Source organism: Sphingomonas phyllosphaerae 5.2 (assembly GCF_000419605.1).
Classification (GTDB): domain Bacteria; phylum Pseudomonadota; class Alphaproteobacteria; order Sphingomonadales; family Sphingomonadaceae; genus Sphingomonas; species Sphingomonas phyllosphaerae_B.
In genome coordinates, this window is the sequence record NZ_ATTI01000002.1 from 96,006 (window position 1) to 110,556 (window position 14,551).

Annotated in this window: 16 protein-coding genes; 10 read left to right on the plus strand and 6 right to left on the minus strand. The window is 67.4% G+C overall.

Translation table 11 applies throughout. The annotated features are described in order from the left end of the window. The first annotated feature begins 106 nt into the window (after positions 1-106). The 3 genes from SPHPHY_RS22140 to SPHPHY_RS0118585 all read left to right on the plus strand — a co-directional run bounded on the left by SPHPHY_RS22140 (position 107) and on the right by SPHPHY_RS0118585 (position 1,247). Entirely contained in the window at positions 107-607 is a 501-nt protein-coding gene (locus SPHPHY_RS22140) for a hypothetical protein (protein WP_156025200.1), read from the plus strand. A gap of 192 nt (positions 608-799) precedes the next feature. Continuing rightward, a complete protein-coding gene (locus SPHPHY_RS22355; protein ID WP_022688179.1) occupies positions 800-943 on the plus strand; it encodes a hypothetical protein in 144 nt (47 codons plus the stop codon). Positions 944-977: 34 nt separating this feature from the next. Next, positions 978-1,247 carry a hypothetical protein gene (locus tag SPHPHY_RS0118585; RefSeq protein ID WP_022688180.1) on the plus strand — a complete coding sequence of 90 codons (270 nt, stop codon included), beginning with the start codon at positions 978-980 and terminating at the stop codon, positions 1,245-1,247. A 108-nt stretch (positions 1,248-1,355) separates the two neighbouring features. Here the strand turns inward: SPHPHY_RS0118585 and SPHPHY_RS22145 are convergent, their stop codons facing one another. After that, positions 1,356-1,502, minus strand: a complete 147-nt coding sequence (locus SPHPHY_RS22145; RefSeq protein ID WP_022688181.1) for a hypothetical protein — start codon at positions 1,500-1,502, stop codon at positions 1,356-1,358. 195 nt (positions 1,503-1,697) lie between these two features. Between SPHPHY_RS22145 and SPHPHY_RS0118595 the strand changes: the two genes are divergently transcribed. Further along, positions 1,698-2,759 (plus strand): NAD(P)-dependent alcohol dehydrogenase, encoded by a 1,062-nt coding sequence (locus SPHPHY_RS0118595; RefSeq protein WP_022688182.1) that lies wholly within the window; start codon positions 1,698-1,700, stop codon positions 2,757-2,759. A gap of 45 nt (positions 2,760-2,804) precedes the next feature. Here SPHPHY_RS0118595 and SPHPHY_RS0118600 read toward each other — a convergent pair whose 3' ends face one another. The 4 genes from SPHPHY_RS0118600 to SPHPHY_RS20755 form a co-directional block, all read right to left on the minus strand. Continuing rightward, positions 2,805-3,455, minus strand: coding sequence for a DUF2490 domain-containing protein (locus SPHPHY_RS0118600; RefSeq protein ID WP_196802235.1), 651 nt, complete (start codon positions 3,453-3,455; stop codon positions 2,805-2,807). 152 nt (positions 3,456-3,607) lie between these two features. Beyond that, the gene (locus SPHPHY_RS22150; RefSeq protein WP_022688184.1) at positions 3,608-3,745 is read right to left on the minus strand and encodes a hypothetical protein; all 138 of its coding nucleotides are present in this window, start codon (positions 3,743-3,745) and stop codon (positions 3,608-3,610) included. A gap of 317 nt (positions 3,746-4,062) precedes the next feature. Further along, the gene (locus SPHPHY_RS0118610; RefSeq protein ID WP_022688185.1) at positions 4,063-4,992 is read right to left on the minus strand and encodes a hypothetical protein; all 930 of its coding nucleotides are present in this window, start codon (positions 4,990-4,992) and stop codon (positions 4,063-4,065) included. Positions 4,993-5,124: 132 nt separating this feature from the next. Next, positions 5,125-5,400: a hypothetical protein gene (locus tag SPHPHY_RS20755; protein ID WP_051148478.1), complete on the minus strand. Its 276-nt coding sequence runs from the start codon at positions 5,398-5,400 to the stop codon at positions 5,125-5,127. A gap of 394 nt (positions 5,401-5,794) precedes the next feature. On the opposite strand from SPHPHY_RS20755, the gene SPHPHY_RS0118625 reads away from it, so the two are divergent. The 6 genes from SPHPHY_RS0118625 (at position 5,795) to SPHPHY_RS0118650 (ending at position 13,581) form a co-directional block, all read left to right on the plus strand. After that, positions 5,795-7,894 carry a carbon starvation CstA family protein gene (locus tag SPHPHY_RS0118625; protein ID WP_081645473.1) on the plus strand — a complete coding sequence of 700 codons (2,100 nt, stop codon included), beginning with the start codon at positions 5,795-5,797 and terminating at the stop codon, positions 7,892-7,894. Then, positions 7,878-8,078 carry a YbdD/YjiX family protein gene (locus tag SPHPHY_RS0118630; RefSeq protein WP_051148479.1) on the plus strand — a complete coding sequence of 67 codons (201 nt, stop codon included), beginning with the start codon at positions 7,878-7,880 and terminating at the stop codon, positions 8,076-8,078. Before SPHPHY_RS0118625 ends, SPHPHY_RS0118630 begins: the two co-directional genes overlap by 17 nt. 1,682 nt (positions 8,079-9,760) lie before the next feature. After that, positions 9,761-10,651, plus strand: coding sequence for a replication initiator protein A (locus tag SPHPHY_RS20765; RefSeq protein WP_022688188.1), 891 nt, complete (start codon positions 9,761-9,763; stop codon positions 10,649-10,651). Positions 10,652-11,258: 607 nt separating this feature from the next. Then, positions 11,259-12,500 carry a plasmid replication protein RepC gene (repC, locus tag SPHPHY_RS0118640; protein ID WP_022688189.1) on the plus strand — a complete coding sequence of 414 codons (1,242 nt, stop codon included), beginning with the start codon at positions 11,259-11,261 and terminating at the stop codon, positions 12,498-12,500. Between the two features lie 77 nt (positions 12,501-12,577). Beyond that, positions 12,578-13,234 carry a ParA family partition ATPase gene (gene parA / locus SPHPHY_RS0118645; RefSeq protein ID WP_022688190.1) on the plus strand — a complete coding sequence of 219 codons (657 nt, stop codon included), beginning with the start codon at positions 12,578-12,580 and terminating at the stop codon, positions 13,232-13,234. Further along, complete coding sequence (locus tag SPHPHY_RS0118650) at positions 13,231-13,581, plus strand: ribbon-helix-helix domain-containing protein (RefSeq protein ID WP_022688191.1); 351 nt, start codon at positions 13,231-13,233, stop codon at positions 13,579-13,581. The genes parA and SPHPHY_RS0118650 overlap by 4 nt, the downstream gene beginning before the upstream one ends. A gap of 240 nt (positions 13,582-13,821) precedes the next feature. Here SPHPHY_RS0118650 and SPHPHY_RS0118660 read toward each other — a convergent pair whose 3' ends face one another. Then, positions 13,822-14,478 carry a PEPxxWA-CTERM sorting domain-containing protein gene (locus tag SPHPHY_RS0118660; protein WP_022688193.1) on the minus strand — a complete coding sequence of 219 codons (657 nt, stop codon included), beginning with the start codon at positions 14,476-14,478 and terminating at the stop codon, positions 13,822-13,824. Positions 14,479-14,551: the final 73 nt, after the last annotated feature.

The following is a 14,551-nucleotide window of genomic DNA, read 5'->3' on the forward strand; positions in this document are numbered from 1 at the left end:
AATGCGATCGTGTGTGGCGGCAGTGCCACAGTAAGTCGATCTTCGCTTGATACGTTACGCCCTGCGGCATAGCTTCCCTCTACGACACCGGGGCAAAAGGAAGACGATGCTCGCAACTCGATCGATAATCGTCATTGGGCTGACCGCCGGGGTCATCGTTTCAGGGGCATCATCCGCCGCGGCCGAGCGTCGTCCGCTCGCTGGCTTGTTTGCTTGTCTGAAACAGTCGGACGCAGGGAGACGCGCGTCTTGTCTGGAGGTGGAAGCGCAGCGCCTTCAGGCGGCCGAGGGTAGCCGGGACATCGTGGTCATGGATCGAGCGCAAGCTGCCGAGCTACGGAAGAGTGCCAAGGGTCGTGCGAACCCAGCTAAACAAGAGCGAACAGCGTTCGTGCCGATAGATACGACGCTTACCGGCGCGCAACTCGTCGGTGCTAAGTGGCTGTTCAAGACGCAGGGGAATGGCGATTGGATTCAGGCCGAGGTGGGCGAACTTGGTCGCATGCCGCGCACCGGGGATCGTTTCCGTGTACGGCGCGGAACGATAGGTGGCTTTCTGGCAAATATTGGCACCGGTCCGGCGGTCCGAGTGCGCAGCGTGCAGTGATATGCGACCATCGACCGCTGGGATGGCGGCCTTGCACGATGCGTAATCGGTCTACTTCGACGGAGCCGTCAGTCGCTTGCTATTCGCCGGCGGTCGGGCAGATGCTCACGGAGGTTCGGCTACTGACTAAGTAAGTGCACCGAAGGTAACATCCGGGGTGACACCCGCCCTCTTCCATGCCAAGGGCCGCGCATGATCGAGCTTTCCCGCGAACTGGTCGCCTATGCGATCATCGGCGTGCTGGTTGCCGTGGCGGTGCCTACCGCCATCGTCGTCATGCGTCGCCGCAAGCGCGAGAAGTTGCGGCGGCGTGGCATCAAGACCTACGGGCATTGATCGCCGGGCGCCTGGCGCGACCTGACGTCCCGCAATGGCGAAGCGCCGCCTGTATCTGACCGCCCGACTTCCGGATGGCTATGTGAAGACGATCGGGCCGACGGCGGCACCGTTCACGCACTACTGGCGCATCGTCGCGACGCTGGCGAACGGCGCGACGGAGGTGTTCTGGGGCCATACCGCCTCGCTGGCCGAGGCGAAGCGCAAGCGGGTGGCGCTGGACGATGCCGCGCGGCAACGCGGCTGGCGCGACCATCGCTTCGAGATCGTCGAACTCGAACGCACGGACGCCCCGCCCGCCTAGCCCGGTGGAGCGGGATCGCGACCGGCCGGCGGTTTCTTGCGCGCATGCCCGGCGGGCGATCGATGATGGAAGCGTGGAACCACGGTTCGGGCCGGATATCAATCGACGTTAGAACAGCTTGCGGATACCGAGCCGGATCGAGCGGCCGAGCGGATCGAGGTACGCCGGCTGGAAGCGGTTCGGCACCGCGCCGGTCGCCTCGCGGACGTCGATGCGGTCGTTCAGGATGTTCTCGACCGTGACGTTGATCGTCATCGCGACCGTGCACGCCCATCACCGGTCCGCGGATCGCGGCCGCCGTTGCCGACAGGTGGTCGGGCCGGCGCGACACTGTCAAGCGGACCGGCGACCCGGATCGGGCACTCTCGCGCCGCTCGATCGTTGAGCGCACGCGATCCCGCCGTCACGGCGTGCCGATCGCGTTTCTTCCGATTGCCACGAGGGTTCTTCATGACCACCACCGCCCACGGCTACGCCGCGCCGTCCGCCGATGCGCCGCTCGCCCCCTTCTCCTTCGAACGCCGCGACTGCCAAGCCGACGACGTCGCGATCGACATCCTGTTCTGCGGCGTCTGCCATTCCGACCTGCACACCGCGCGCGGCGAGTGGGACGGCACGCTCTATCCGTGCGTGCCCGGGCACGAGATCGTCGGGCGGGTCCGCGCGGTCGGCAGCGACGTGACCGGGTTCGCGATCGGCGACGTGGTCGGCGTCGGCTGCATGGTCGACAGTTGCGGACATTGCCCGTCGTGCAGCGAGGGCGAGGAGCAATATTGCGAGACCACCGGCTTCACCGGCACCTACAACGGGCCGGACCCGGTGCTGGGCGGGCATACCTTCGGCGGCTATTCCGACCAGATCGTCGTCAAGGAAAGCTTCGTCCTGAAGATCGGCCATGACGAGAAGGACCTCGCCGCGGTCGCGCCGCTGCTCTGCGCGGGCATCACCACCTATTCCCCGCTCAAGCACTGGAAGGTCGGGCCGGGCCAGAAGGTCGGCATTGTCGGGCTGGGCGGGCTCGGCCATATGGGCGTCAAGATCGCGGCGGCGATGGGCGCGGAGGTGCACGTCTTCTCGACCTCGCCGAACAAGCGCGAGGACGCCAGGCGGCTGGGCGCGACCGACCTGATCGTGTCGAAGGACGCCGACGCGATGGCCGCGCACGCGGGCACGTTCGACTTCATCCTGAACACCGTCGCCGCCAGCCACGACCTCGACGCGTTCCTGGTGCTGCTCAAGCGCGACGGGACGATGACGCTGGTCGGCGTGCCCGAGGAACCGCACCCCTCGCCGTCGGTCGGCAACCTCGTCTTCAAGCGCCGTGCGCTGGCCGGCTCGCTGATCGGCGGGATCGCCGAGACGCAGGAGATGCTCGACTTCTGCCGCGATCACGGGCTGGTCGCCGACATCGAGATGCTGGCGATGAAGGACATCGAGACCGGCTACGAGCGGATGCAGAAGAGCGACGTGAAGTACCGCTTCGTCATCGACATGGCGACGCTCGACAAGTGAGAAACCGGGTCGGCGTGTCGCGATGTCGACACGTCGACCCTGTGCTTACAGCCGCACGCTCAGTGTCGCGCTGAGCACGTGGTTGACGCGGTCGTCGCCGGGGCGGACGACGCGCTGGTTGAGATAGCCCGGCTCCAGCCGCGCGTTCGGCAGCACCGGAAAGCCGACGCCGACGAACGTCCGCCACTGGTCCACCCCGTCGCGGACGCCCCAGCGGGTGGTGTTGAGGTTGAAGAACCCCTCGGTGGTCGCGATCGCCTGTATCCCGCCGGGACGCCCGAGCGGCACCTGCACGCGCACGAACTGCCGCAGCCGCCACACGGTGCCGTCGCGGCCTTCCACCATGCGTTGTTCCAGCCGGGTGCGGCTGATGAGCAGCGGCGTGCCGTTCGCCAGCCGCAGCGGTGCGAACTGCACCTGTTGCCACGGGCGATGTTCGTTGCTGGGCGCGCCGCCGCGCGGATCGGTGCGGACATAGGCATAGCCGGCAACGACATGCGCATCGCGGCCGATCCGCGCGCCGATCGCCGGGCGCAGCAGGAATTGCGTGCCGCCGCCCAGATCGTCGGTGAAGCGCGCCTGCCCCTCCAGCCACAGGAACAGGTCGCCGCGCACCGCGCCCGAGGCCGTCACCGCCGCCCAGCCTTGCGCATCGTCCTCGGCGAGCGCCGGCGATGCGGCGAGCGACGCCGCCATGCCCAGCGTCATGGCAAGTGAATGGCGAAGGTGGTGGATCGGGATCACTCGAATACTCCGGGATGGGGGCGGCGGCGCGGCATCTTGCGCCCGCTCATCGCGATCGCCCCGCCTACTTTCAAGTCGCGTGGCAGGGGGACGGCCGAAGCCGGTCACGCCAGCAAGTTTTCGATGCGCAGCCCCTCGACCCGCTCGAACGCCCCGACGTCGGCGGTGACGAGCGTCACGTCGGCGGCGACGGCATGGGCAGCGATCAGCAGGCCGTTCGGCGCGATCGGCGTGCCCGCCACGTCCAGCGCGGCACGGATCGCGGCATAGCGGGCGTCCGCGGGAGGTCGAGGGGGTCAGGACACGGAAGTGAGCTTTGCGTATGCCAGGTGCGAACAGAAGGTGTCCGCCAACCCATCGCAATGCCAATTTGGCCGGCGATCCGTAGAAATCGGCACGTTGCCGGACATCTCAAGGGTGACCGCCATACCAGCATTTGGCGGGCAGGCATCCGGCAAAGCTGCCCTTCCGCAATCGCCCAATTGCCGCTGTTCGCCAAAGAGTTGCAAGCCGTCCGAACAGCCGGCTGATGCGGCCAATGATCGGAATGCGGTAGCGGCTAACGATCGTGTGATGACGCATCGCCACCGTCGGTCGTCACCTCTGGTGTGATGGCAGCCCAAGTCAGACCTGTTAGCGCTGCGAGGATTAACGTCTCGATGAAGAACTGCCCTTCGGCAGCAAAGGCCAATGCCCAACTATCCTTAATCCAGAAACTGAACAGGCCTGTTGCGATTACCCGGCCCCTCATCAGCAGCATAAGAAAGACGAATATCGCGATGCGACGGGGTTTCGACCCATTGAGAGCGGGCCACAGCAAATAGATCAAAGCAAATGAGGAGATCGTCGGCTCGATAAACATGCCGTAGATATATTTGTAGACGTAAATGCCGTACGGCATCGTGTGCACTTCGGGGACCTCGGTCAGTTGCAGCGCAGCGGTTATCAGGTCCGAGACCGCCGTCAGCGCCGGCAGTAGCCCGAAATAGCCGATTGCGCTTGCGACCGCGATCGCGATCAGCAGCCGGACATGCCGATCTGATCCGATCTTGCGAGCGATGACAACTGCGATTGCGCCACTGTAAAACGAGAGCAGCGCGTTTGGCAGTCGATTCATCAGCAGGTGGACCCAGCGCAGGTCGATCCACCCGTCGGAAACGATGTTATCCACGACGATGACGCGCAGCGTTTCTTGCAGGAGAACGATCAGTAGTCCGAAGATCGTAGCAGCGAGCACGGTACTGCGCTTATCCAGATACCACCTTGCCAGACGGCAGACGTACACCATCGCACCAAGCCGCACGACTTGCCCGAGAAACCTTGCCCAAGGAGGGACGTCGCCGTCGCTCGGATAGGGTATGCCGAGGTGGGCGATGGCGAGATCATGTGATCCCAATGCAAGAAACGCCGTGATGACCAACCCGACCGCGAGAATGACCAGGTTTCTTGCGGTAAGCTCCACTTGCTGGGCTGTCTGCGAGTTTGTCACGGATTTCCTTTATTGGAGCGGTGTATTGCTTCTATAACACAGATGCCGGCTGGGCGATACGGTATCAATTTGGCCTGCTTGAACACACGGTTGCACTGGCCACTATCTCCACTAAAGCTGCCTGTCGCTAATCTACCACTTCCGGGCGTTCATGGTCCGTTCGCTTTTAGCGTACGCAAGGCTCACCATCGTGTCGTGACCCTTCGAAGGGAAGCACGTCGATGCTGGCCAGGACGGCATCGACGTGCGCCGCCAGCCGCGCAGAGCCTTCCCGATGCAGCCATGACGCAGCTTGGCGGCAGTGATGATGCTGACGCACACGGCCGCGCCGCCGTGCATGGCGATCCGATCGAACACCCGGCCCTGCGGACGGTGGACCGGATTGGACACGATGCTGGCGTCCAGCATGTAGCGGTCCCGGCTCACAGCGCGACGGGTTTATAGGCGAGCAACGGTGCGTCCCGATCGTCCGGAAAGGCGTCCTCGGGGCCAAGCGCCGGCAGCGACCGGAGCACATCAAGCAACCCGCGGCGCGGCTCGGGCTCGATGACGAGCCGCTTGCCGTCCTTGTGGATCAGGACGCGATTGCCGGGGAACTCGAACCGGCCGGGATGCGGACCGCCTGGCTGCGGTAGGTGCGAAAGAGTTTCGCGGCGCGAACGTCGCTGTTCGGGGCCCGGTCGGCCATCGCGGGGTACGCCGTGGGATATGCCACGCTCGACAGCATCGTTCAACGCCGGGGGTGGCGCAGGTCACATACCGGTGCGATGACGCTGCAACGATAGACGGGGAGAGGATGAGCATGACCGGCGTGGCGACGACACCCCCGACACTCCCGACACGCCTCGCACCGCGAACGCCACGCGAATGGTTGCTGTGGGGCACGATCACGCTGCTGGGCGCCGGCGCGCTCGGCGTCGTGGCGCTCAGCCGCGGCGAGCCGGTCAACGCATTGTGGATCGTCACCGCGGCGCTGTGCACCTATCTCGTCGCCTATCGCTTCTACGGGCTGTTCATCGCCACGCGCGTGGCGCAGGTCGACCCGGCCCGCGCCACCCCGGCGGTGCGGCGCGCCGACGGGCTGGATTTCGTGCCGACCGACCGCAACGTGCTGTTCGGGCACCATTTCGCCGCGATCGCCGGTGCCGGCCCGCTGGTCGGCCCGGTGCTGGCGGCGCAGATGGGCTATCTGCCCGGCACCTTGTGGCTGCTGGTCGGGGTGGTGTTCGCGGGCGCGGTGCAGGATTTCCTGATCCTGTTCTTCTCGACGCGGCGCGATGCGCGCTCGCTGGGGGACATGATCCGCACCGAGATGGGGCGCGTGCCCGGCACGATCGCGCTGGTCGGCGTGCTCGCGATCATGGTCATCCTGCTCGCGGTGCTGGCGCTGGTGGTGGTGAAGGCGCTGGCCGACAGCCCGTGGGGCACGTTCACCGTCGCCGCGACGATCCCGATCGCGCTGCTGATGGGCGTCTACGGCCGCTTCGTCCGGCCCGGGCGGATCGCCGAAATGTCCGGCATCGGCTTCGTGCTGTTGATGGCGGCGATCATGGGCGGGCAGCATGTCGCCGCCTCCCCTGCCCTCGCCCCGGTCTTCACGCTGACCGGGCCGACGCTGGCGCTGGCGTTGATGGCCTATGGGTTCATCGCCTCAGTGGTGCCGGTGTGGCTGCTGCTCGCGCCGCGCGATTACCTGTCAACCTTCCTGAAGGTGGGCGTGATCGCGGGGCTGGCGCTGGGCATCCTGATCGTCCGGCCGGAGCTGAACATGCCGGCGGTCACGCGCTTCGTCGACGGCAGCGGACCGGCGTTCGCGGGCGCGCTGTTCCCGTTCCTGTTCATCACGATCGCGTGCGGCGCGGTATCGGGGTTCCACGCGCTGATCTCCAGCGGCACCACCCCCAAGATGATCGCGACCGAGGGCGACCTGCGCTTCATCGGCTATGGCGCGATGCTGACCGAGAGCTTCGTCGCGATCATGGCGCTGATCGCGGCGTGCGTGCTCGACCCGGCGGTCTATTTCGCGATGAACGCGCCGGCTGCGCTGATCGGCACCGACGTGGCGAGCGCGGCGAAGGCGATCGGCGACTGGGGCTTCGCGATCCAGCCCGAGGCACTGTCGCAGATCGCGCGCGATGTCGGCGAGCGTACGATCCTGAGCCGTGCCGGGGGCGCGCCGACGCTGGCGGTGGGCATGGCGCACATCCTGAGCCGCGTGATCGGCGGGCAGGCGTTGATGGCGTTCTGGTACCATTTCGCGATCCTGTTCGAGGCGCTGTTCATCCTGACCACCGTCGATGCCGGCACGCGCGTGGCGCGCTTCATGATCCAGGACCTGCTCGGCAGCGTGATCCCGGCGATGCGCGCGACCGAGAAACTGGCGCCGAACCTGATCGCGACCGCGCTGGCGGTGGGGGCGTGGGGCTGGTTCCTCTACCAGGGCGTCACCGACCCGCTGGGCGGGATCAACACGCTGTGGCCGCTGTTCGGCATCTCCAACCAGATGCTGGCCGCGATCGCGCTGGTGCTGGCGACCGTCATCCTGTTCCGCATGAAGCGGCAGCGTTATGCGTGGGTGACGATCGCACCGACGGTGTGGCTGCTGATCTGCACGCTGGTGGCGGGCTGGCAGAAGCTGTTCCACGCCGACCCGCGCATCGGCTTCCTGGCGCATGCCGACACCTTCGCGACCGCCATGGCGGAGGGGCGGCTGCTCGCCCCCGCGAAGACGCCGGCCGACATGGCGCGGATCGTGTTCAACGACCGCGTCGACGCCGCGGTGTGCGCGTTCTTCGTCGTGCTGGTGCTGGCGATCGTCGGCTACGGCGTGACGGTGGCGCGGCGCGCGCTGGCGAGCGAGCGCCCGACGGCGCAGGAGGTCGGCGATGTCGTGGTGGCGTAATGTGGCGCACCGCGCCGTACAGACCGCGCGGCTGATGGTGGGCGTGCCCGATTACGACGCCTATGTCGCGCATTGCACGACGCATCACCCCGATGCGCCGGTGCTGACGCGCGCCGACTTCCACCGCAACCGCATCGAGCGCCGCTACGGCACCGGCAAGGACGCACCGCCGCGCTGTTGCTGAGGGGGCGCCCTGCCCTGCCCTGCCCTGCCCTGCCTTGCATTGCATTGCGATCTCCGGCCGCGGCGTCGGGCGGTTGCCGGGATGCTCTTGGGGAGGATCGATGTGTCGGCGCATGCTGCCGTGGTGTCGGCCGGGTGGCAAATCTTGCCGGCCGCGCGCTGGCCGCCCGGATGCGGCAGCGTCGCCGCGCTGGTGGTGCGCGACGGCGTTGCGCTCGGTGTCGCCTGGCGCGCGGATGGTGCGGCAGCGGCACGGGTGGCACGCCCCTCCCCTGCCCGCTTCGTCGGAGATACGCCGCAGCATCATCCCCGCGTGTGCCGACGTTCAGGACTTCCCCGCGATCTTGACGCCGCCTGCGCCATATTCCGCAGCCGTTCGGGTCGATCGATCCGGCGGTGGCTACGGCGCGGCGGCACGCATCGACGCGGCGCTGGTCAAGGCTCCCGATCTCGACCGCAGCGAGCTACGCGGCCGCATCGCGACGACCCCGTGTGCCCTGCTTCGGCGATTGCTGCGGGGCATCGGCATGGACGCTCCAAAGGCCGGATTGGAGGCGCTGCGAGGCGCGTCGACATCCACCACGCGGGACGGCGCGTACGGAGCCGCGGGGCTTACGTCCTGCACGAACCGCCGTCAGCCTGGTCACCGTCATGTCGTAGTGTCGAGATGTCTACGCCCCGACATGTATGCTCGACGTGGGCGTGCTGCTTGAACGCAACGTACGTGCCAGCCCGGACCTCGCCGCGCGTCTGTAAGCCCCCCGAGATCATGTCTGCATGTCGACACCTCGACAACGCGGCGCGTGTCCCCTGCCCTTCGGTCGCTTTATACGGCAGCATGGGAGCTCGCCGCCGCACGCGTTCGATGCGGAGCCCTGCTTCTTCATCGTCATTCGCTAGCGGGACCGCGGATCAGGTCGGGACGCCGGAGATCGGGGCGTCCGCGTCGCCTGGTCCGATGTGCTGATCTGAACGTTCCCGCCACAGGTTGTCTCGGTCGGTTGCGGCGGGGGTTCGCCACGAACAATCAGCGACGTCCACATGTCTATATGTCGACCAGATCAGTGTCGACATATAGACATCCCGACAGGCTACCCCGAGGCGTCAGGGCGAGCGGCGGCCGTTCATGGCGCCGCCTGCACACGCGATCGGCACTTCCGCCTGCAAGGAGCCGGCGTCGACATACCGACGTGTCGGCGTGTCGACATGTTGGGCCGGCAGAGATCCCTCGCGGTGAGAGTGGCGGTTCGGATCGTCGTGGCCATGCGGGTGATGGGCTGTAGGAATGTCTGCATGTCGACACGCGTACAGGTCGGCAAGACGACACTTCGACAAGCCGTCCGCTTATGCCCGCGCATGGAGGCTGGTTGAGCGCCCGCGCTTATGCCCACGCCGACTTGAGGTAGACATGTCGAAATGCCGGCCTATCGACAACGCGACACGTCGATATGTCGACATATTTGTGTTTGTTCGCGACCCCGATCCTGACGACGACATCGCGGCGGGCCCGCGTTCGCCGGCTGCGCTGCGCGTTTGACAGCGATAAGCCGCGCCCGGTAAAACGCCGGCCATGCGTATGCGATGGTCCGGGATGCTCAAGACGACCGCGCGATCCCGCCGCGCCACCGGCTTTTCCGCCCGAAAGCACGAAGATCGCGCCGCGCGCAGGGCAGGGGCGCGCGCATGACCAAGGTGATCCCGCCGCAGGGCGATCTGTTCCGGCTCGACAGCCCGTTGCTCGGCGACATCCAGGGCGAGCGCACCGTCGCCGAATTCCCGTTCTTCGCGCTGACCAAACGCGCGCAGATGGAGCCGATGACCTTCGAGAGCGAGAGCGCGCGGATCGATATCAACCCCAGCAAGACCGGGGTCGCGACGATCTACGACAAGGAAATCCTGCTCTATATCGCCAGCATCATGGTCGGGCGGCTGGAAGCGGGCGAGACGATCGACCGCACGCTCAGCTTCACCGCCAACGACCTGTTCCGCATGACCGGCACCAATGCCTCGGCGCGCTCCTATGCGTCGCTCAAGGCATCGCTGGCGCGATTGCAGGGCACGCAGATCATCACCAATATCGAGACGGGCGGGGAGGGGTCCGACAGCGCCTTCTCGTGGTTGCTCAAGGCCGACATCAAATACACCAAGCTGCCGAACGGCGAGCGGCGGGTGAAGCACGTCGAGGTGATGCTGTGCGACTGGCTGCACCGCGCGATCCTGACCGACCGGCGGATCGCGGCCTATCACGACGATTTCTTCAAGCTGGGGCCGATCGAGCGGCGGCTCTACGAACTGGCCAAATTCAACTGCATCGACGGCACGCGCTTCGAGATCGACGCGGTGGAGCTGGCGGGCAGGGTAGGGTGCTCGCTCGAACCGCGCTCGCTGGAGAACTTCCGCCGCACGCTGCGCGAGGTCGCACGGACGCAGTCGATCCCGGAGTATTGGCTGACGCTGACCGACAGCAAGGAGCCGGCGCCGACCGGTGGGCGGCCCAAGCTGACCACGATGGTGACGATCGCGCCCGACGCGGCGTTGCAGTTCATCGGCCCGCCGACGCCGGCCGCGCACTGACGCCGCGATCGGCGCCGAACGGCGCCGTGCCGGGGTTTTCCGCCTGAAAGCACGAGGGAATTCGGTTTCCCGCGCGATAGCACGAGCGGGCCGGCACGCCCCGAGTCGCAAGCGTGCGAGCAGTGTCGCCGGGCGCTGCAACGGCCAAACGGCGTCCGAAATGACTTTCCCGCGCGATAATCGGCGCGGCGACCGCCGCTGCGGCGAGGTTTTCCGCCCGAAAGCACGAACGAAACGCGGTCTGACACTTGTCGCGCGGTGGCGCTGCGGCGGGTTTCCCGCCCGAAAGCACGAACATTGGTGAGATTTCCCGCCCGAAAGCACGAACATTCGCGCTTTCCTACATCGGAACCGTCCGACACAAACGATGCGATACGGCGATTGCGCTTTCGCAGACGCCCAGGGAAATGGCTGTGAGCACATAAACGAATGCCCGGCACGAAGGCCGGGCACCCTTGAGATTGTTATGTGGCAGCGTCGCCAAACGCTGACCGGTCACTAACGACGACCTCCACGTAGCGGTTTCCGAGCCTTGGTTCAAGGGAGCGCACTTCGCGCCACGCTCTAGTTTTGCCTGCTGACGGCCCCTTCGCAAAGGGGACGAACGATGAACTATGCCCAAACGGCCTTCACCGGCGCGACGGGGGCACGGCCGATCACCGCATGGTCGCGGCGGATCGTGCGCGATCTGGAGGCGCGGGCGCCGGACGCGGCCGATGTCGAGCGCAACCGGCTCTATGCCGTACTCGACGGCGCGCGGCTCGCGCTGCGGCTCGGCACGCCCGCGCTCGAGACGCTCAAGCATCTGATCGGCTATACGCGCCCCGACGACTGGAAGGGCGAGCGCCGGCCGCTGGCGTGGCCCAGCAACTATACGCTCGCCGAGCGCGCCGGCGTGACGGAGAGCGCGATCAAGGCGCGGCTGCGGCAATTGCGTGCGCTGGGGCTGGTCGCGGCGCACGACAGCGCGCACGGACGGCGCACGGGTCGCCGCGACGCGGACGGCACGATCACCAGCGGCTACGGCCTCGATTTGTCGCCGCTGCGGATCCGCTTCGACGAATTGTGCGCGCTGGCCGATGCGCAGACCGCGCAATCCCGGCTGTTCCGCGAAGGGCGGCAGGCGATCGCGCGCGGACGGCGGCTGGTCGGTCAGGTGCTCGCGCAGGCTGCCGACCTGCGGTTGACCGGCGCGCACTGGATGGCGCTGCAGGACACGCTCGACCGGATCGCGGACGATGCGGCGCAGGCGCGGGCCGCGCGGGACAGCGCGGCGTTTCGGCAGGCGCTGGAATGCCTGCCGGCGCTGGAGCGGGCGGTTGGCGCGACGATCGATACCTTTATGTTTCAATCTGAAAATGACGGGTCGGGGTCAAAATATGCGCCCGACATACATATACAAACCAACCCCTATCCTGACTCCGTACCATGCGATCGGGAGCGTAGTTCTGTGCCGCGCCCGGACGATCCCGCCGCAGCGACGCTTCCGGCATCGCCGTCGCGCAGCGTCTTCAAGGCTCATGCGGTCGACATGATCGCGATGTTCCCGGCCGCGGCGATGTATGTGACTGCAAGCCCGCCGCGCTGGCCCGATCTCCACGCCGCGGCCGCGCGGCTCCGTCACGATCTCGGGGTGCGCACCGCGACGTGGGTGGATGCCGTCGAGCGACTGGGGCGCGACGGGGCGACGGTGGCGATGCTGATCACCGCCGAGCGGCAGGCACGCCACGAGATCCGGCAGACCGCCGGCGCCTATTTCGCCGGCATGATCGCCAAGGCGGCGCGCGACGAGCTCGATCTCGGGCGCAGCCTGTGGGGATTCCGGACCGAAGCGAGCGCCGATCATTGAACGATCCGCGGGGAAAACGCCGTGTCGACGCGCATTCATGTTGCCATGTCGACATCGCGACATGTAGGGAATGCGACATGCCGACGATCGCGATCATCAGCCAGAAGGGCGGAGCGGGGAAGACCACGGTGGCGCTGCACCTCGCCGCCGCGGCGCAGGATGCCGGGCGCGTGTCGCTCGTCATCGACACCGACCCGCAGGCCACCGCCAGCCAATGGGCCGCGTGGCGCCAGGACCAGCCGCCGGAGGTGATCGACAGCCCGCCGCCCCGGCTCGCCGCCAAGATCGCCCAGGCCACCGAGCAGGGCGCGGAAGTGATCGTGATCGACACGCCGCCACACGCCGACAGCGCCGCGCGCGCCGCGGTCGAGGTCGCCGATCTGGTGCTGATCCCGTGCCGTCCCAGCGCCTTCGATCTCGCCGCGATCCAGACCAGTGCCAAGCTGGTGCAGCTGCTGCGCAAACCGGCCTTCGTGGTGTTCAGCGCCGGCAGCCCCAATGCGCCGCGCATCTATGCCGAGGCCGGCGAACTGGTCGAAAGCTATGGCACGCCGGCCTGCCCGGTGCTGCTGCCGGATCGTGCCGCGTTCCGCCACGCCAGCGCCGAGGGCCGCACCGTCATGGAGACCGAGCCGTCGGGCCGCGCCGCGCAGGACGTCCGCGAATTGTACAAATGGGTGTGTCGACAGCTCGACATGCCGACACCGCGTTTCCGCAAGAAGGTCGCCGCATGAGCCGCAAGCCCAGTTTCGCCAATTTGCGCGGCGCAGCGACCCCGTCGCCCGCCGCTGCGCCGGCACCACGCGTCAAGGCGACGCCAGCTCCGACCTCGGCCCCGGCCCCGGCCGCGGCGCCGACCTCGCCCGCGGTTGCGGCGCCGCCGCCCGCACCCGCGCCGGTCGCCGCGACGCGCCCGGTCAGCCGCGAGGGTCGCAAGCAGATCGCGGGCTTCTTCTCGCCCGACATGTCGCTGGCGATGCACATGCTCGCGCGGCGACAGGGGCGCAGCCTCCAGGCGTTGATGGCCGAGGCGTTCAACGACGTGCTGCGCAAGCACGGTGAAAGCCCGATCGGCGATTGAACCGCGCGGGCAGGGGCCCCGATCGCGGTACGCTGCGTTGACAGTGGCACCAGCAACCGGAGCCCGCCATGACCGATCCCGACGACCTGCCGCGCGACGACGAGCACGAAATGCCCGCCGATCTTCCCGACGACCCCGCCGAGGAGCTGGGCGATTTCGCCTGATATCGGCGCCTGATACTGGAGACCGATAACGGTCCGGTCGGCAGGGCAGGGGGCGTAGTGACGCTCCCCCGTGTCCTCAAACCAGCCGGCGCGCCCGCCGGGTGCCGCGCGCCCGGCGCAGCGCATGGCCGATCGCGCCGAAGCCGAGCGTCAGCAGCGCCCAGCTCGCCGGTTCGGGCACCGCGCCGATCGGGCCGGTGCCGGTGCTGGTGAAGCGGAAGTTGGCATCGCACAGTCCGGCGGTGCAGCTGCGGTTGCTGGTCGGCAGCGCGGTGCCGGTCAGCAACCGGCCGTCGGCATAGGCATCGACGGTGCCGGTGGTGCCCGGCCCGTACCGCACCGCCAGCCGCGTCGTGCCGGTGCCGAGCGCCGCGGTGTAGATCCGCCCGTCGGTGAGCGACAGCCCGCCAAGGTCGACATCCTGCCAGAACACGGTGCGCAGCGCGTTGTCGGGTGCGGAGATGCTGATCTGCTTCAGGGCGATACCGCCAAAGCCTTCGCCATCGTACAGCGTGAAGCTGAGCGGGTCGTTGCCGGTCGGATTGACGGTCTGCAACTCGAAGCCGAACGACGACAGCGTCGTGCCGATCATCGCGAACGACTGGCCGATCGGCCCGGTGCCGGCGATCCCCACCGAACGCGCGCCATCGTCGTAGCTATAGGTCGCCGCCTGCGCCGGAGCCGACGCCGTGCCCGCGACGGCCAGCGCCGCCGCCATCATCATCCGCTTCATGATCCGCAAACCCCCGTTGATTCTGGTAAACGCCGGGCGCGTATCAGCGCGATGTTGCAGGCGCGCGACAGGT